The organism is Pyrococcus horikoshii OT3 (assembly GCF_000011105.1).
GTDB lineage: Archaea > Methanobacteriota_B > Thermococci > Thermococcales > Thermococcaceae > Pyrococcus > Pyrococcus horikoshii.
Genome location: NC_000961.1, coordinates 874,217 through 892,205, shown reverse-complemented (window position 1 = coordinate 892,205; position 17,989 = coordinate 874,217). Strand labels below are relative to the sequence as shown.

The 17,989-nt window shown below is 42.9% G+C and carries 21 protein-coding genes; 14 read left to right on the top strand and 7 right to left on the bottom strand.

The window, feature by feature from the left end:
* Positions 1-8: 8 nt before the first annotated feature.
* Positions 9-593 carry a 50S ribosomal protein L15e gene (locus PH_RS04610; protein WP_010885068.1) on the bottom strand — a complete coding sequence of 195 codons (585 nt, stop codon included), beginning with the start codon at positions 591-593 and terminating at the stop codon, positions 9-11.
* A 182-nt stretch (positions 594-775) separates the two neighbouring features.
* On the opposite strand from PH_RS04610, the gene PH_RS04605 reads away from it, so the two are divergent.
* The 10 genes from PH_RS04605 to PH_RS04570 all read left to right on the top strand — a co-directional run bounded on the left by PH_RS04605 (position 776) and on the right by PH_RS04570 (position 8,403).
* Positions 776-2,155 carry an ATP-binding protein gene (locus tag PH_RS04605; protein ID WP_048053270.1) on the top strand — a complete coding sequence of 460 codons (1,380 nt, stop codon included), beginning with the start codon at positions 776-778 and terminating at the stop codon, positions 2,153-2,155.
* Positions 2,156-2,232: 77 nt separating this feature from the next.
* Entirely contained in the window at positions 2,233-3,633 is a 1,401-nt protein-coding gene (locus tag PH_RS04600; RefSeq protein ID WP_048053269.1) for an ATP-binding protein, read from the top strand.
* Positions 3,634-3,636: 3 nt separating this feature from the next.
* Entirely contained in the window at positions 3,637-3,906 is a 270-nt protein-coding gene (locus PH_RS04595) for a hypothetical protein (protein ID WP_010885065.1), read from the top strand.
* Between the two features lie 317 nt (positions 3,907-4,223).
* Positions 4,224-4,367: a hypothetical protein gene (locus PH_RS09815; RefSeq protein WP_158298160.1), complete on the top strand. Its 144-nt coding sequence runs from the start codon at positions 4,224-4,226 to the stop codon at positions 4,365-4,367.
* A gap of 25 nt (positions 4,368-4,392) precedes the next feature.
* Positions 4,393-4,725, top strand: coding sequence for a dipeptidase (locus PH_RS09475; protein ID WP_010885064.1), 333 nt, complete (start codon positions 4,393-4,395; stop codon positions 4,723-4,725).
* Positions 4,726-4,786: 61 nt separating this feature from the next.
* The gene (locus tag PH_RS09705) at positions 4,787-4,936 is read left to right on the top strand and encodes a hypothetical protein (RefSeq protein WP_231833691.1); all 150 of its coding nucleotides are present in this window, start codon (positions 4,787-4,789) and stop codon (positions 4,934-4,936) included.
* A 26-nt stretch (positions 4,937-4,962) separates the two neighbouring features.
* Positions 4,963-5,169 (top strand): hypothetical protein, encoded by a 207-nt coding sequence (locus tag PH_RS04585; protein ID WP_048053268.1) that lies wholly within the window; start codon positions 4,963-4,965, stop codon positions 5,167-5,169.
* A 39-nt stretch (positions 5,170-5,208) separates the two neighbouring features.
* The gene (locus PH_RS04580; protein ID WP_010885062.1) at positions 5,209-6,279 is read left to right on the top strand and encodes a M24 family metallopeptidase; all 1,071 of its coding nucleotides are present in this window, start codon (positions 5,209-5,211) and stop codon (positions 6,277-6,279) included.
* 155 nt (positions 6,280-6,434) lie between these two features.
* The gene (locus PH_RS04575; RefSeq protein ID WP_231833690.1) at positions 6,435-7,511 is read left to right on the top strand and encodes a DUF4855 domain-containing protein; all 1,077 of its coding nucleotides are present in this window, start codon (positions 6,435-6,437) and stop codon (positions 7,509-7,511) included.
* Between the two features lie 169 nt (positions 7,512-7,680).
* On the top strand, positions 7,681-8,403 hold the full coding sequence (locus tag PH_RS04570) for a hypothetical protein (RefSeq protein WP_231833689.1): 723 nt from the start codon (positions 7,681-7,683) through the stop codon (positions 8,401-8,403).
* Positions 8,404-8,416: 13 nt separating this feature from the next.
* Here the strand turns inward: PH_RS04570 and PH_RS10000 are convergent, their stop codons facing one another.
* The 4 genes from PH_RS10000 to PH_RS04555 form a co-directional block, all read right to left on the bottom strand.
* Positions 8,417-8,737, bottom strand: coding sequence for a hypothetical protein (locus tag PH_RS10000; RefSeq protein ID WP_231833688.1), 321 nt, complete (start codon positions 8,735-8,737; stop codon positions 8,417-8,419).
* Positions 8,738-8,837: 100 nt separating this feature from the next.
* A complete protein-coding gene (locus PH_RS09995) occupies positions 8,838-9,275 on the bottom strand; it encodes a hypothetical protein (RefSeq protein WP_010885058.1) in 438 nt (145 codons plus the stop codon).
* 160 nt (positions 9,276-9,435) lie between these two features.
* Positions 9,436-9,729: a hypothetical protein gene (locus PH_RS04560; RefSeq protein ID WP_143522653.1), complete on the bottom strand. Its 294-nt coding sequence runs from the start codon at positions 9,727-9,729 to the stop codon at positions 9,436-9,438.
* 40 nt (positions 9,730-9,769) lie between these two features.
* The gene (locus tag PH_RS04555) at positions 9,770-10,417 is read right to left on the bottom strand and encodes a hypothetical protein (protein ID WP_143522652.1); all 648 of its coding nucleotides are present in this window, start codon (positions 10,415-10,417) and stop codon (positions 9,770-9,772) included.
* 280 nt (positions 10,418-10,697) lie between these two features.
* Here PH_RS04555 and leuS point away from each other — a divergent pair, with 280 nt between their 5' ends.
* Positions 10,698-13,601 (top strand): leucine--tRNA ligase, encoded by a 2,904-nt coding sequence (gene leuS / locus PH_RS04550; RefSeq protein ID WP_010885055.1) that lies wholly within the window; start codon positions 10,698-10,700, stop codon positions 13,599-13,601.
* A 40-nt stretch (positions 13,602-13,641) separates the two neighbouring features.
* On the opposite strand, the gene PH_RS04545 is transcribed toward leuS, so the two are convergent.
* On the bottom strand, positions 13,642-14,904 hold the full coding sequence (locus PH_RS04545; RefSeq protein WP_048053267.1) for a UbiD family decarboxylase: 1,263 nt from the start codon (positions 14,902-14,904) through the stop codon (positions 13,642-13,644).
* Complete coding sequence (locus PH_RS04540) at positions 14,885-16,060, bottom strand: tRNA pseudouridine(54/55) synthase Pus10 (RefSeq protein ID WP_048053573.1); 1,176 nt, start codon at positions 16,058-16,060, stop codon at positions 14,885-14,887. The genes PH_RS04545 and PH_RS04540 overlap by 20 nt, the downstream gene beginning before the upstream one ends.
* 65 nt (positions 16,061-16,125) lie before the next feature.
* Here PH_RS04540 and PH_RS04535 point away from each other — a divergent pair, with 65 nt between their 5' ends.
* The 3 genes from PH_RS04535 to PH_RS04525 are packed head-to-tail and all read left to right on the top strand — an operon-like array spanning position 16,126 to position 17,942.
* The gene (locus PH_RS04535) at positions 16,126-16,953 is read left to right on the top strand and encodes a translation initiation factor IF-2 subunit alpha (protein ID WP_010885052.1); all 828 of its coding nucleotides are present in this window, start codon (positions 16,126-16,128) and stop codon (positions 16,951-16,953) included.
* A 6-nt stretch (positions 16,954-16,959) separates the two neighbouring features.
* A complete protein-coding gene (locus PH_RS04530) occupies positions 16,960-17,142 on the top strand; it encodes an RNA-protein complex protein Nop10 (RefSeq protein ID WP_010885051.1) in 183 nt (60 codons plus the stop codon).
* A complete protein-coding gene (locus tag PH_RS04525) occupies positions 17,139-17,942 on the top strand; it encodes a proteasome assembly chaperone family protein (protein WP_010885050.1) in 804 nt (267 codons plus the stop codon). The genes PH_RS04530 and PH_RS04525 overlap by 4 nt, the downstream gene beginning before the upstream one ends.
* The last annotated feature ends 47 nt before the right edge of the window (positions 17,943-17,989 follow it).

Genomic DNA, 17,989 nt, shown 5'->3' with positions numbered 1-17,989 from the left:
GAGAAAAATCACTTACCTTTACCCTCATTAGCCCTAATGCTTGGCCTAATTTTCTCAGCTCCCTTACCCTTGTTCCTAAGTCCCCTACCCTTCTTTCCAGCGGAGGTAAGACCTCTAAACACCCTACCCTTGTGGTGCTTAAGGGCGATCCAGGCGATCTTAGGATCTGACTTAATAACTGGGTGGTGAGGATCGACCATTATTACCTCAAACCACTTGTACATTCCATCTTCTCCAACCCAATAGCTGTTGAGAACCTCAAGGTTTGGGAACTTTCTTGCAGCTTTTTCCTCTGCAATCCATTGTAACGACTTCTTTGGTGAGTACTTAACCTGACCCATCTTACTTGGCTTCCTTCCACCCTTCCACCTGGGCCTCTTTCTACCTCCTCTCCTAACCCTAACCCTTACGATGATGTAACCTTGCTTTGCTTGGTATCCCAAAGCCCTAGCCCTGTCAAGCCTGGTTGGCCTTTCTATCCTAACTACAGAGGGTTCCCTTCTCCACTTTATCATCCTTTGCTTTAAAAGTTGACCGACGTAACTCTTCTTGGGACTCTTCCAAGCTTCCCTAATATACTTATACATTCCCATTGCTCTCCCTCCCTGGTTTGTGGTTCCCCCATCCGGGGACATCCCGCGGGTTGACCCCGCCAAGTCGAAGGATGTTGGAAGGTGAGTTTTTAAGCGTTGCGGAGTTAAAAGACTTAACCTTAAGTCTCGCATCGAAATTCTTAAATAATTTACTCGCAAGTAAATTACTGGTGAGTAAACAATTGTTCATAGACAGAAAAAAAGAACTTGGTCTTCTTGAGGAGAGGCTGAAGAGTGGAAAAGCCCAGTTCATTGTGATCTATGGTAGGAGAAGAGTGGGAAAAACTGCTCTTATACTTGAGTTCTTAAGGAGGCATGGAGGCCTTTATCTGCTTGCGAGGGAGACAAGCGAAATAGAGAACCTTGAGCGCTTCTCCCTTCGCCTTGCAGAATACTTTAATGATTCATTCCTCAAAAAGAATCCACTGAGAAGTTTGGATGCGTTCTTTGAATACCTCTCGACTAAAGCTGAAAAGCCTTTCATCATAGCTATAGACGAGTTTCCCTATCTAGTGAAGGGAAACAAGGCCCTACCCTCAATTCTCCAGGAGTACTGGGAGATGAAGCTCTCAAAGAAAAAAATATTCCTCATAGTCTCTGGCTCAAGTGTATCAATGACGGAGAGACTCTTAGGTTATAAAAGTCCGCTCTACGGTAGGAGGACAGCTCAGCTCAAGCTTAAACCCCTTGATTTCTTCAACGCACGTGAATTTCTTCCAAAATATTCGCTTGAAGATTTTGTAAGGGTTTATGGGATTTTAGGAGGCACGCCGGCATACCTTCTTGAGTTCAGCGATGAAAAGAGTCTCGAGGAGAACCTTAAGAGTTACTTCCGAGTTGACTCCTTACTCTATGGCGATGCACTCTTTATCCTTCGGGAGGAGCTTGATGAACCCAGGAATTACTTCGCCATAATGGAAGCGATAGCCAGGGGTAATACCACTCTGGGCGAGATAGTGAACGAGACCGGCCTTGAGAGGGCCACCGTTGGGAAGTACCTTAGCGTACTCATAGATCTCGACCTCGTTAGGAGAGAAGTGCCGATAACTGCAAGTAGGAAGAGCAGAAAGGGAAGATACTATATAGCGGATAACTACTTTGCCTTCTGGTTCCGCTACGTTTACCCAAATGCCGACCTGATCGAAAGCGGAAACGGAGAGCTTCTAGTTGATACTGTAATGGATGACATAGACCATTACACTGGAGAAGTCTTTGAAGGTGTGGCTAAAGAATTCCTTTTGAGGTTGAACAAGAGTGAAAGGCTTCCATTTAGGTTCAGTAGGGTTGGGAGGTGGTGGTATAAGAACGAGGAGATTGATTTGGTGGCTTTGAATGAGCGCGAGAAGAAAGTCCTCTTTATAGAGGTGAAGTGGAAGGATTTGAGCAAGAGGGAAGCAAGAGGAATTTTGAAGGACTTGAAGAGAAAGGCTAAACTCGTTGGGTTGGATGAGTGGGGAAAGCATTATGGGCTTGTAGCTAAAAGCGTCAGAGGAAAAGATGAGATTAAAGAAGAAGGATGGCTCGCTTGGGATCTAGAAGACATCCATAGGATGGCCTTCTAAGGAATAAGTGAAGTGTTTTTATCCCACCAGCACAATAACCGGAATTCTTAAATAGTTGAAGCATGAGTATTATACTCATGAGTATACAAAAGTTCGTGGACAGGGAGAGGGAGCTGGCCTTCCTTGAGGAAAGATACGCCTCAGGAAACGCAGAACTCCTGATAATTTATGGACGAAGGAGAATAGGGAAAACAGAGCTTCTCCTGCACTTTGCTAGGAATAAAGAGCATGTTTATTTTCTGGCAAGCGAGAAGCCCTACCGGGACAACCTTCGCGAGCTTCAGAGAATGATGGGAGACTTTCTTGGAGATAGACTGTTTTCGAGGGTAGAGTTCAGCGATATAGATGAGCTCCTCATCGAGTTTTCGAAGAGAGTTCAGGGAAGGAGAGTAGTTCTCATTATTGACGAGTTTCCCTATCTAATCGAGCATTATAAGCCTGTATTGTCTCTTATCCAGAGGGCATGGGATATGGAGCTCTCGAAGAGCGATCTAATGCTGATCCTCTGCGGATCGAGCGTCTCCTCTATGGAAACCGAAGTTCTCGGCTACAAAAGCCCACTCTATGGAAGGAGGACTGGCCAGTGGAAGGTTGGTGAGCTTCCCTTCTGGAGCTTAAGGGAGTTCTTCCCAAGCTATTCTACCGAGGAGCTTGTGAAAGTTTACGGTGTCCTCGGGGGGATTCCTGCATATCTTCTCCAATTTAATCCAGAGAAGAACTTCGACGAGAACGTTGTGGAGAAGGTTCTCTCGAAGGGGGCTTTCCTCTATGAGGAGGCCGAGATACTCCTGAAGGAAGAGATGCGAGAACCGGCGAACTATTTCATAATACTCCAGGCAATTGCAAGCGGAAGGAGCAGGTTTGGTGAGATAGTGAACGCCACGGGCCTTGATAAGAGTCTCGTGTCTAAGTACCTTAACGTCCTTGAAAAACTTGGAATGGTAGAGAGGGAGGTACCGGTTACGGCCTCAAGGAAGGAAGCCTTAAAGCGGGGCAGGTACTCGATAACGGATAACTATCTAGCCTTCTGGTTCCGCTACGTTCTCCCGAACAAGAGCTATCTTGAGGCCGGACTGGGCAAAGAGATCTGGGAGCGCTCCAAGGAGGATTTCAAGGAATACATGGGAGGAGTCTTTGAACGCCTCTTGAGAAAACCCGAGGTCTTCACAAAGCTGACTGACTTTAGGTTCAGTAGGGTTGGGAGGTGGTGGTATAAGAACGAGGAGATTGATTTGGTGGCTTTGAATGAGCGCGAGAAGAAAGTCCTCTTTATAGAGGTGAAGTGGAAGGATTTGAGCAAGAGGGAAGCAAGAGGAATTTTGAAGGACTTAGAACGGAAAGCCAAGCTTGTCGAACTAGACAATTGGGAAAAATATTACGGATTAGTAACTAAAAGCCTCGAGGGAAAAGAGAAGCTTAGAGAAGAGAGTTACCTCGTATGGGACTTGAAAGATTTCGAGGATCCTAAGAGGTCTTGAGAATTGGCCGATATTTCAAAGGCTAAGGGATCCTCTAGAGATATAATTACCGAATTCAGGAAAGGGATTGATTTTTCGATTAAGGTCATTGAGAGAAAGCTAAACGAGTTTAGCGGAGAAGTTATGATCGTTAGATCTCCGGAGAGCTTCAAGAGTTATAATTACATTGAGAGAACTGAGAGAAAAATGAACAAATTAGAAGAAGGGGGAGAGTGTATAGAGAATTACAAAAACATGTTAAACTCAGAAATTATCCCCGTTCACAATGTGTAATTTTTAAGTGATAGATCATCAAATCTTCTCACAAAAAACTGCTAGATATATATTTTATATATATTTTGTAAATATGATGCTATTTTCGCAAAAAATAGCAAGAAATTTGGCGATATATGTCATATTATTAAAAGTTTTCAGAGAAAATTTATATCTAATGGAGGCCAAAAATAACATAAATCGCCGAAGGTGAAGCATATGGAGATTCATGAAGAAGCCTTCGTTTTTGATGCGCATTCTGATATACTCTACAACGTCTTCAGGGATCATAGGGCCGGGGAAGGAAAAACGTAATAGCAGAGGACTTTCTCCCAGGGATGAAAAAGGGAGGGATAAATGGAAGAGTTCTAGCTATATATCTAGACACGAGCTCCCTTCCGGAGATGGCCCTAAGGCATGCGCTAGATTACATAGCTTATTTGTACGAAGAACTCGAAACAACTCCAGAAATAACCCTTTGAAGGAAAAATAGCATTTATCCTTGGAATGGAGGGAGCGGAACCGCTAGGAAATGATATAGAGATGCTAAGGATATTCTACAAGCTTGGACTTAGAGTTTTAACTTTTACCCACAGCAGGAGAAACTACGTAGGTGATGGAGCATTTTTAAAGCCCCAAAAGTCTGGAACTCCTGGAGGACTAACTCCATTCGGTGTTGAGGTTGTTGAGCAGGCCGAAAAGCTTGGAATAATAATAGACGTTTCCCACCTAAACGATCCCGGATTCTGGGATGTTATTGAGTTCTCAAAAGGCCCAATAATAGCCCCCCACTCCAACTGTAGGGCCCTTGTAAAATCATCCAAGGAACCTCACCGATGAACAGATACAAGCCATCGCTGAGAGGGATGGAGTAATAGGACTCAACTCGGCCGGATTGTTCGTGGATGAAAAGAACCCAACCCTTGACAGGTTAATAGATCACAGGAGTTGCGATTGGATTTGCCTGGGGCATCTCGGTTATCTCGATGATCCTCATGAGGATAAAGTATCCTCAGCTAGAGAGGCCATTCAAGACCGCCTGGAGGGATAATAACTGGGATAATAGCCTTAATCTTAGTGACCATAGTCGTGATAATACCTCTAATCCCAGGAACGTCAATGAGCTTAGAATGGCCGCATGAATACGGAGTCCTCATATTCTGGATCCTCCTGGGGTTAGTTCTGTATTACGCTTCAAAGAAGAGGTGGCAAGAACTTGGAGAAGAAACTGTAGCCAGGAATTTACTTGGAGAATACTACGACAAACTCTACGGGAGCAAGTGACTCCGATTAATTTTTATATTTTTCTATTAACTTAACCTCATGAGGCTTGAAAAGTTCATTCACCTTTTAGGAGAGAGAGGATTCGATGGAGCCCTCATAAGCCCAGGAACGAACCTCTACTACCTTACGGGTTTGAGGTTGCACGAGGTTGGGGAAAGACTAGCAATCCTCGCAGTTTCAGCAGAAGGAGATTACCGGTTTTTAGCTCCCAGCCTATATGAAAACGTCGTAAATAACTTTCCAGCTACCTTCTGGCACGACGGTGAGAATCCCTACGCCAAGCTTAGAGAAATACTAGAAGAGCTAGGAATTTCTAAGGGTAGAATATTGATCGAGGATACGATGAGGGCGGATTGGCTAATAGGGATAATGAAGCTAGGTAAGTTTACCTTTCAGCCTTTGAGTTCGCTAATTAAAGAGCTAAGGATGATAAAGGATAAGGAAGAGGTAAAGATGATGGAGCACGCTTCAAGAATAGCCGACAAGGTCTTCGAGGAGATCTTAACTTGGGACCTCATAGGGATGAAGGAGAGGGAGCTTGCACTAAAGATAGAACTCCTAATAAGGGAGCTCTCCGATGGAATAGCATTCGAACCTATAGTAGCTTCTGGGGAAAATGCCGCCAATCCCCACCATGAACCGGGTGAGAGGAAGATCAGGAAAGGAGACATCATTATCTTAGATTACGGTGCGAGATGGAAAGGTTACTGCTCGGATATAACGAGAACTATAGGCTTAGGGGAACTTGACGAAAGGTTGGTTAAGATCTACGAGGTAGTTAAGGATGCCCAAGAGAGTGCTTTTAAAGCAGTCAGGGAGGGAATAAAAGCTAAAGATGTTGACTCCAGGGCGAGGGAAGTTATCTCCAAGGCTGGCTACGGTGAATACTTCATCCACAGAACTGGTCATGGCTTAGGTCTCGACGTTCATGAAGAGCCGTACATAGGCCCGGATGGTGAAGTGATACTCAAGAATGGGATGACGTTCACGATAGAACCTGGAATTTACGTTCCAGGCTTGGGAGGAGTGAGGATAGAGGATGACATTGTAGTTGATGAGGGAAAGGGAAGAAGGCTAACTAAAGCTGAAAGAGAGTTAATTATCCTCTAGTTTACCTTTTCTTTAATATGCAGCATTTTGCAAAATGTGTTGTAATGTGTTATTGTAATTTTTTATTTTAATGGTAAGTGTTATTATTCTACTACTCTGGACTCACTTTATTTATCCATAAGGTTTTTATGTACTATAGGAATTAGTTAAATTTGGTGATTCTTGTGTTGGGGATTGGCTTGTGGTGGATAAGGTGGAATGATACTCTGGGTGGTTATGAGTCTAGGATGACTCTTGGTGGGAGGAGTCCAGGAACGTATTATGATGAGGTCCAGTTGTTTAAGGAGAGGGGTTTTGATAGGGTAGTCTTCCTAGGTGAGGAGGGGAGGGGAATCAACTACACTGGGAATGGGTTTGCGGATGCTCGTTACCTAGCACTGTGGATTAGGACTCACATCACCTCAATAGATTATTACATCACAATACCATTCTCCTATGGTAGTGGTGAGCTTAGGGATAACCCTGCCAATGGGTTCGAAAACTCTTACTGGAGGAGTTGGATTGACGGAGTCCTCGGGGTTGATGATGACAACAGACTCGGCTTCTACTGGAGCTACGAAAGCTGCCTACAAGGAACAATCAATGACCCAGCTATTGAGAAGTTAAAAATTAATGATAAGGAACAGTATAAAGAAGACTACATCCAATTTATTCAAGAAATGAGCGACTACATTCACAGCCATGGGCTCGAATTAATTTGGATCCCAGCAACTGGAAATAGGGGTATTTCATTTCTAAATGATTATAACTTTGATGGAATTCCTAGCATTGGAGGCTACTTTGATTATGTTTTCGTTCAGCCGAATTATTATCAGAATTCTATTTTAACTGAAAAATCAGGTAGGACGGACTATACATATGAGAAACTTGTTGAAAAGGTTAGATGGGTTTATACTACTTTAAGAGATCACATTAAAAAACAGAACTTGAACACTATAGTTTCGATAGAAATGGAAGTATATCGGAGCATTCTCTACGACTACATTTCTCAGACACATATAGAAGAGAACTTTAGGGAATCCCTAATAGAGAGATGTGGTTCTGGGTTTACTCGTGAGTGCTTAATTCAATATACATACGATGCGAAAGAAATAGCGTTCCATTATTTAAAATCTCAAAAGGATGTACTTGGTGAAAAATATAAAGACTTGGCTTATTATTTTAGTGTAGACTTTAAGGTCATTGACGAAATGGAAGGTTTCTCAAGAAGACTAGGGGAGGAATATGTGTAAACGATTTCCATCTCCTCTTCTCGTTCCTATTTTACTTTTCTCTCTTATGTTCCTCTGCCCAGTGGTGTCTGCGGATTGTTCTCCGCACGAGGTTTACAGTGTTAGTTCTGTCTCCCAGGTGGATGGTTGGATTTTAGTGGAGGTCTCTCATTGGAGCTACATTTGCGAAATGATTGCTGGTGAGTGGGTTGAGAGGGTTGACACTGTGAATTCCTACCTAATCCTTACTGATGGTAGGAGGGCATTCCTCGTGGGTGGATTCGGCCCTCCACTTGACTGGACAATGCCAGCAGGATTCCTAAATGACACCCTCTACGCCGTGCGAATTTCCACGTATAGGGAAACATACAAAAACGTCACTCTCACAATTAATGGCAAGCCCAGAAGCTTTCCCCTTATAAGGAATATTCGAGTGGAGGAGGTTTACCGGTTTAAAGACGATTGCTTTGAATTGGTTTCAAAATGCATTGACATAACTTATCCTAACGGAACTTCACTCAAAAATTGCAATGACACATTGATCAAACTCTTTGAGCCTCCCACGTCAAAACTTCATGGAAGTAGAATTAGAGAAAAGCGGTTTATGACTAGACTTGGGGTGGTAAACTCTTCATTGACGGCTTTTAAAGCAAAGAATAGAGTTGTACTCGTCAATGAGAGTGTCATTACCGTTCCCATTAGCATGAGCATACGTGATGTTCCACTAATCTTTGGGATTGAGAATGGAACAATCGTAAAACTACCCATAGAACCCCTACAAAAGATTACTTGCAATAAAACTAGAACAGGAACAAATACTCCTAGTACATCAAGCAATTTAACCCAGATTTGTGGTCCTGGATTTGTTTTAGTATTACTTCTCCTCTTCTTAATGCTAAAGGAGTGCTCTTAATCTTTCTGTCTATTCATTTCCAAAGGGCAGCTCTAATGAACCTGACTTCGGGCTTCTCTTCTACCTTTAAAAGGGTAATATAAACTTCGTTCTCTCTATATTTAACGAGAGCAAAGCCCTCTCCTGCAAGATATGCCTCGTTAAAGGTTCCTTTGATACGGAGGACTTCTCCAGAGCAGTTAAAGAGAGCAATATAATCCTTGTAAAAAGCTAGAAGATACTCAGAATTTGCTAGTGTGTTTTCCGTGTATTCAGCTTTAAATGTAAAGTCATCCCCGCTATGTGCCTCAAACTTGTAGAAGTAGAGCCCCTTTTCTTTACCTCTGTACTTCATCTTAAGGACTAAGCATTTAGTAAGAATTTCAGCGCCGAGAACCTGGCTAAGATTCTTTGGTGGCTCTTCAACGAAGCTTAGGCAATAATTCTCGTCCTCGTTAGGTGAAAAAACTCCCCCACATATTGGGACTAAAGAAAGTGACAGCATAGCCATCGCTTGATATTGCATAGCCAAAGCCATTCCTGCTTAGGTGTAAAGTAAAGTAGGGATAATCCTCATAGCCACATTCAATTGAGAGTGAACCTTCCCAAAGGAGCTTTTCCCTCTTAAAATAATAGAGCATCCACGTGTAGGGTACACCAACAACTGCATAACTTCCATTTGCAACGGCTTTTATTATCGTATTTGGTCGATCGAGGGGGAAGAAGTACTGGAATGTTTCGTTAGTTTTTGGCAGGTAAATCGTTACGTTAACCTTATACATGTCCTCGTCTGGATTGGCGACTATTAGAAAATCTTTTCCTAGGGCAACTGAGGAATAATAACGTAATGGGATTGACCAAACTATCCTTCCCTCGGGATCAACAACTGTCACCTTATAATATTCTGAATAGAATATTTTATACCCATCAACGTATCCTAGCAATGTTCCAAGGGTGGAGTATGCAGTTGTTGATGATAAAAATAAGACTTTTCATATTCTCCACCTCCTCGAGAAATTAATTTTAAACTATAAAAAATATAAAATTAAAGTGTTAGCGTTGGATTTGTTGTTGGTGCAATATTGTGGAGTATAGTTTTATTGAGATGTGGGTTTCAGAACCGCCTCCAAATTCTCTGTAGGCCAATAGTGGGTATGGACTGTAGTCTATCATTGCATATCCGGCACTCGTGTGCACTTCCCCACTACCCTTAATCCTTCCCGCACCCCCATCCCAATCATGAGGATACCCAACAAACGTCCACTTATCACTATCAGGATAATAATTAGCCTCACTCCAAAGCTCAACCCAAGCATAAGGATACTCGCGATAACCAGGGAAGTCCATGGTTTTCAAAGCTTTCATAGGTTAAATTGGGTATAGAGGCTTAAGTGTGGTCATCTGAACTCCCCAATTTTCTCCCTCGTAGTATGCTTTTTGGCTTTTTGCATTGACAAAATATTTTATGTGTATCTGTTTTATCATGATTTATCTTGTAAATCCTCCAGAACCCAATTTTTCTCCTCTTCAGGCGAATGGTAAGAAGTCCAAGTATAATAACATCAAACCTCAACTTAGTAAGAGTCCTAACATATATTCTACTACTACTAGAAGTGGAAGGATTATTGACATCATATATTACATCGACTTCGTCACTAGACGCTAAAGGCTTGAAGTATTCATTATCTTTGTAACCTATATCTGGAAGATTGACCATAAGGAGCTCATTTTCTATTGATTTTCCAGTTACATTTTCGTAATATTCCTTAGCTAACTCTATTGCTTTTTCAATTGTTATAATTTCATGAGTTTTTCTTATCCTATTCTCAAGTTTAAGGAAAAATTTTCTAGTGTCAATATTGTTCATTTCCATAAGTTTAAGAATCTTATAGTATTCTTGGACTTTTGGATCGCGCCTTTCTCTCTCTATTAACTCTTGTTCGATCTCTGCAATTTCTTTAAGCGCATTATAATTCTCTTTTTCAATATTTCTGGAGTCACTGGCTATTGTGTATGTTGGAAAATACACTAACAATAAAATATTATTAGATATCTTACTATTGATAAAAATATTTTTTATCCATTTTAAGTCACCTCAATGCATTAGTCATAAATTAAATATTTATAAGTATTTTGGTATTTTAGTTATATTGTGCATAGTAAAACTAAATCAAAACTTTTAAATACCCAAGACCCTTACAAGAAGCGATGCCAATGAGGAGGGAGTACCTTCTCCTCCGTATCTTTGATGTCCACTGACTTCCCTACTTGTTATTCTAGCTCTTCTCTTACAAAATTAAAGGGAGGTTTTAGGCATGGCTGAGCTTAACTTCAAGGCTATTGAGGAGAAATGGCAGAAAAGGTGGCTTGAGGCGAAGATTTTTGAACCGAATATAAGAGATAAGCCAAAGGAGAAGAAGTTCTACATTACAGTGGCATTTCCCTATCTGTCAGGACACCTACACGTAGGGCACGCAAGGACTTATACGATTCCAGATGTGATAGCCAGATTCAAGAGAATGCAGGGGTACAACGTCCTATTCCCAATGGCATGGCACATTACAGGTTCTCCAATAGTTGGGATAGCCGAGAGGATAAAGAATAGGGATCCAAAAACGATATGGATCTATAGGGATGTATATAAGGTTCCGGAGGAAATTTTGTGGACTTTTGAGGATCCAATAAACATAGTTAAGTATTTCATGAAAGCAGCAAAAGAGACGTTTATAAGGGCTGGATTTAGCGTTGACTGGAGCAGGGAGTTCTACACAACCTCCCTATTCCCGCCGTTCAGCAAGTTCATTGAGTGGCAGTTCTGGAAGCTGAAGGAGAAAGGCTACATCGTTAAAGGGGCCCATAGAGTGAGATGGGATCCCGTGGTTGGAACCCCACTTGGAGATCACGACCTCATGGAAGGGGAAGATGTTCCGATACTTGATTACATAATAATAAAGTTCGAATTGAGGGAAAACGGGGAGGTAATATATCTACCTGCCGCAACCCTAAGGCCTGAAACCGTCTATGGAGTCACCAATATGTGGGTAAATCCAAATGCAACCTACGTGAAAGCTAAGGTCAGGAGAAAGGATAAGGAAGAAACTTGGATAGTCAGTAAAGAAGCTGCTTACAAGCTCTCCTTCCAGGATAGGGAAATAGAGGTGATCGAAGAATTCAAGGGAGAGAAGCTAATCGGAAAGTACGTGAGAAATCCGGTGAGTGGGGATGAAGTTATTATCTTGCCAGCAGAATTTGTCGATCCGGACAACGCTACTGGAGTCGTGATGAGCGTTCCTGCCCATGCTCCGTTCGACCACGTAGCCCTTGAAGATTTGAAGAGGGAAACTGAAATACTTGAGAAGTACGACATAGATCCAAGGATCGTCGAGAACATAACGTACATCTCCCTGATAAAGCTTGAAGGATATGGAGACTTCCCAGCGGTTGAGGAGGTAAATAAACTTGGCATAAAGAGTCAAAAGGATAAGGAGAAACTGGAGCAGGCAACTAAAACTATATACAAGGCCGAGTACCATAAGGGTATATTCAAGGTACCCCCATACGAGGGGAAGCCCGTCCAGGAGGTTAAAGAAGCTATAGCCAAGGAAATGCTGGAAAAAGGTATAGCTGAGATAATGTACGAGTTCGCCGAGAAGAACGTAATCTCAAGGTTTGGAAACAGGGCCGTAATAAAGATAATCCATGATCAGTGGTTCATTGACTATGGAAATCCAGAGTGGAAAGAAAAAGCAAGAAAAGCACTTGAAAGGATGAAGATTCTACCAGAGACCAGGAGGGCTCAGTTTGAAGCTATAATAGATTGGCTTGACAAGAAGGCATGCGCGAGAAAGATTGGGCTTGGAACCCCCCTACCCTGGGATCCTGAGTGGGTTATTGAGAGTTTGAGCGATTCCACGATCTACATGGCCTATTACACGATCAGCAGGCACATAAACAAGCTAAGACAGGAAGGGAAGCTAGATCCAGAGAAACTAACTCCGGAGTTCTTCGACTACATATTCCTGGAGGAGTTCAGCGAGGATAAGGAGAAGGAGCTTGAGAAAAAAACTGGAATCCCAGCTGAGATAATTCACGAGATGAAGGAAGAGTTTGAGTACTGGTATCCTCTAGACTGGAGGTGCTCAGGTAAAGACTTAATTCCAAACCACTTGACTTTCTTCATATTCAACCACGTGGCGATATTCCGGGAGGAGCATTGGCCCAAGGGAATCGCAGTTAACGGCTTCGGAACTCTAGAGGGGCAAAAGATGAGTAAGAGCAAGGGGAACGTTCTAAACTTCATAGATGCCATCGAAGAGAATGGAGCGGATGTCGTTAGGCTTTACATAATGAGCTTGGCCGAGCATGACAGTGACTTTGACTGGAGGAGGAAGGAGGTAGGAAAGCTGAGGAAGCAGATCGAAAGGTTCTACGAGCTAATAAGTCAATTCGCAGAGTACGAGGTAAAAGGAAATGTCGAGCTGAAGGATATAGATAGATGGATGCTCCACAGGCTTAACAAAGCTATAAAAGAGACAACTAATGCCCTTGAAGAGTTTAGGACTAGAACCGCTGTTCAATGGGCCTTCTACAGTATAATGAATGACTTAAGGTGGTACCTAAGAAGAACCGAGGGAAGGGATGACGAGGCTAAGAGGTACGTGCTTAGAACCCTAGCGGATGTGTGGGTTAGACTTATGGCCCCATTTACGCCGCACATATGTGAGGAACTCTGGGAGAAGCTTGGAGGTGAAGGCTTCGTTAGCCTAGCAAAGTGGCCAGAGCCGGTTGAGGAGTGGTGGAACGAGACAATAGAAGCGGAAGAAGAATTCATCAGATCAGTTATGGAGGATATTAAGGAGATAATAGAGGTAGCTAAGATAGAGAACGCAAAGAGGGCTTACATATACACAGCTGAAGACTGGAAGTGGAAAGTTGCGGAGGTAGTCAGTGAGAAAAGGGACTTCAAGTCCTCTATGGAGGAGTTGATGAAGGATTCTGAGATAAGGAAGCACGGAAAGGAGGTTGCCAAGATCGTTCAGAAGCTGATAAAGGAGAGAACCTTTGATGTCAAGAGGATCAATGAAGAGAAAGCCCTAAGAGAGGCCAAGGAGTTCATGGAGAAGGAACTAGGAATTGAGATAATCATAAATCCAACCGAAGATAAGGGAGGGAAGAAAAAGCAAGCAATGCCGCTTAAGCCTGCCATCTTCATCGAGTGACTCTGTTTCTTCCTTCCATTCTTACTTCAAGGTTATTAACTCAAAAATCTAAGGAAGCCTTCTCAAACTCTTTCTTTTTATCCAATGGCTTTGTTGCATCTATTCCCCACTTCGCCGTTAGACCATCCTTTCCAGATGGATCTAGGGAAGATCCCCTTGCATTTGGGATTATCACTAAATCCCTGTCTGGTTGAAACCTCGTCGCTATAGCCCATTCAACTTCCCTGTCATCGTAGATGTTGACATCTTCATCGACCACTACAACCCTCTTTAAGCTGGGATGACCTGCGAAAGCCGCTAAAATGGCATTTTTGCCATCCCCTTCATGTTGTTTCGTTATCGAAACTACCGCATGGAGCCACATGCAACCTCCTTCTGTTAATCTAACCCCATGAACCTTTGGAACAACTTTCTTAACGCTTGCATATATCTGAGGTTCCTTTGGTAATCCCATTAGCATGTAATGCTCGTATCCCCCAGGGAGAAGGGCGTGAAATATCGGATCATCTACGTGGTACATCTCCTCAAAGATGACAATTGGTTGCTTCCTAACGATGTCGTAGGTTCCCGTTATATCGACGAAGGGACCTTCATCGGCTACTTCATCAGTAATCTTAGCCTTAAAGACGAATTCACTATCAACGGGAGTTGGAATTCCATCTAGGTTAATTACTTCAAGGGGCCTTCCGAATGCCTTTAAAGAGATTGCAGATGCTATTTCCAGCTCACTAACTCCATAAGCAACGCTCGTAGCCCCTGCTAATAGGAGGTGAACCGGATTACCCAGGACTATTCTAACCTCAAGTTCTTCTCCGTGCTCAACGCTATCCTTCCACATAGAGTAGAGGTGCCTTGGAACGAGCCTTATAACGGCCCTCTCCTCATCGAGAACCATCATCCTATGAAAAGAAACGTTCACGAATTCCTTCTTAGCTATCACCATTGCAGACGTGAGATAGGGGCCACCATCTTTTGGGTAATACTTGGGTATTGGAAGCTCGAGCAGGTTAACTTTCTCCCTATTCTTCAGGAATTCTGCTTTCTCAACAACCGAGAATGGTTTTGGCTTTTCCATAGCTTCGTAGAGAAGCTCTAAAAGCCCTTTATTATCCGTGTTAAGGAACTTAGCTATCCTCTCCCTGCTCGACCAGAGGTTTCCAGCGACCTCCCATCCTTCAACATCCTTAAAGAGAACGGGCTTATCCTTGTATTTTAAAAGGAATTTAGTCAGTTCAAGCTCTTTCTTGACGGGCTTATCAATAACTACTAGATCTTCAAAGCTTTCAACTATCTCCCTCAACATTTTCATCACCATCTAAAACATCTAGAACGTCCAATATCTCACACCAAGCTTCTTTCCCCAATATTTCAGATACTGAAGGCTTAGTCCTTCCTTTATCTCCGGATATAAGCTCCTTTATGTAAAGGCCACCGTCGGTCACCAATTTTAGCTTAAAATGATGCTCGTCGATGTATTCTCCACTGACATTATACACCCTTCTCACTCTAACGATGTCGGCCCTACTATTAAGGACTCTTCTAGGAGTTCTCTGCTTTATCTCAGAACCTTTGAGAGATTTGACGACCTTTTCTACTTCCTCCGCACTTACCCCATCCTTAACGTAAACCAATGCTTCGTATATCTTTTTGTGCCTGGCTGTTAGAATCTTCTCGGACTCTTCGGGCGTTATAAATTTAAGCTCAAGAACTTCTACTTTCCCTGAGGAATTTATTTCCTCCTCTATCAATTTTAAATCTACCTTTCTCTTCCTTGGCTTTTTGATTTCAACGACGAAGGGTCTTCCCCTTCCAAGGGTTCTCACGTCAACATCCTCCCTTCCGGCCCCCTTAAAGATACACTTTCCCCTAAAGTTCTTCTTAAAAACCCTGCAGATTATGGTTGCTATGCTCTCCTCAAAACCAGGGGCAGGAGTTTGGGGAATTCCCCTTACGAGCTTTCTATACCTACCTGCTACATAGATTGGATTAACTTGTAGCTCAACTTTGCTTGAGAATGGTTCAACGATTATAACTATATCAGGCCTCTCCCTATTCGGAATTTTTCCTGTGACCTTTGCAAATAATTTTCCCAGTTCTCTATTGAATTCTCTATTAATTGGTTCCCCAGTTGTTATTCCGAACTCCTCCCAGATCTTTTTCTCTTTTTCTAGAATATCCTTGGGAAACCTGGAACCTATCTGAAAGGTCTGGAATTCATAATCTTCAACGGCGTTCCTCACCAAATCTAAAAGTTCATTCATTCTTCGGAAAATTCCTTGACAGAGTTCGCAGTTCTCTGGTTCTTTAACTTCCCTATTAAGCTCCATGCTAAGAATCAGCCTTATGGCCTTTCCCCTTTCCTCGTTGGTTCCTTTTCCTAGCTTAGCAAACATCCTTCCGAGACAGTGATTGCAAAGAGGGTGCTTTTCTAGGATTTCTCTGGCTTTTTCAATTATCATCAAGGGAATTTTAAGGGGCAACTTTAAAAGGATGTTCATTGGATGCACTTCTTGGAGGTGAGACAATGCCAAGAAAGGCCAGGGAATATCCGGAGGAGGGTGAGTTTGTAGTCGCTACTGTCAAGAGGATTCATAATTATGGAGCATTCCTCGAGCTTGATGAGTATCCTGGGAAGGAAGCGTTCATGCACATAAGCGAAGTGGCCTCGACGTGGGTTAGGAACATTAGAGACTACCTCAAAGAGGGACAGAAAGTTGTTGCCAAGGTTATCAGGGTTGATCCAAGGAAGGGTCATATAGATCTAAGTCTCAGAAGAGTTACACAGCAACAGAGGAAGGCAAAGCTACAGGAGTTTAAGAGAGCTCAGAAAGCTGAGAACTTACTAAGACTCGCAGCGGAGAAGCTTGGAAAAGATTTTGAAGCTGCGTGGAGGGAGGTTTGGGTTCCGCTGGAAGAAGAATGGGGAGAGGTCTATGCAGCGTTTGAAGATGCTGCAAAGGATGGAATTGAAGTTTTAAAAGGTCATGTTCCTGATGAATGGTTACCCGTTCTTAAGGAGATAGTGGAGAACTACGTTGAGGTTCCAACTGTAACTATAGATGCAGAATTTGAGATAACCGTTCCAAAGCCAAACGGAGTTGAGATAATAAAGGAAGCTTTGATAAGGGCCAGGGATAGAGCTAACAAGGAGAAAGATATTGAAGTTAAGTTCACATATCAAGGAGCACCGAGGTATAGGATAGACATCACGGCCCCAGACTACTACAAGGCCGAAGAAGTTCTCGAGGATATAGCGGAGGAGATACTTAGGGTTATAAAGCAAGCAGGTGGAGAGGCAACTTTGTTGAGGAAGGAGAAGAGAATAAGGAAGGTTAAGAAGAGAAAGAAGTGAAGGGAGATGAGGTTTAGAATAAGGAAGTGCCCTAGATGTGGGAGGTATACCCTTAAAGAGATATGCCCAGTGTGCGGGGAAAAGACTAAAGTAGCACATCCACCAAGGTTCTCACCTGAAGATCCATATGGAGAATATAGGAGGAGGTTAAAGAGAGAACTCCTAGGAATTGGGAGGAAGGAAAAATGAAGGAAACCATAATTGTTGTTCATGAGAGGCCAGATATTTATGATCCGGTCTTTATAGAGGGTCTTCCTGGGATTGGATTGGTTGGAAAACTTGCTGCTGAGCATTTAATTCAAGAGTTAAAGGCTAAGAAGTTTGCGGAACTGTATTCACCGCACTTCATGCATCAGGTTTTGATTAGGAAAGGCTCGATAGTTGAGTTGATGAAGAATGAATTTTACTACTGGAAGAGCCCTGACGATGAGCATAGGGATTTGATAATCGTCACGGGGGATACCCAGGTTCCTCCTACCGATAGCTACGGCCACTTCGAAGTGGCCGGAAAAATGCTCGACTTTGTCCAGGAATTTGGGACGAGGGAGATAATAACCATGGGCGGTTATCAAGTTCCAGAGCTTCAGGGCGAACCTAGAGTTTTAGCGGCGGTTACGCACCCGGATTTAATCTCATATTATCAAGAGAAACTGAAGGATTGCAAAGTAAACGTCATGTGGAGGGAAGATGAGGGAGGGGCCATAGTAGGTGCTGCAGGTCTTCTTTTGGGGATAGGGAAGTTAAGAGGCATGTTCGGGATAAGCCTGCTCGGTGAGAGCTTGGGATACATAGTTGATGCGAAGGCCGCAAAGGCCGTTCTGACAGCAGTAGCAAAGATACTTGGACTTGAAATAGACATGACCGCATTGGAGGAGAGGGCTAAAGAAACGGAAGAGATACTCAGAAAGGTTGAGGAAATGCAAAGGACTATAATGGAGCAACAACTACCTAGGCCAACCCATGAAGAGGAGGATAGGGGATACCTCTAATTCCTGGGTTTGATTATTTTCTTCAAACCCACATCATATTTCCTACT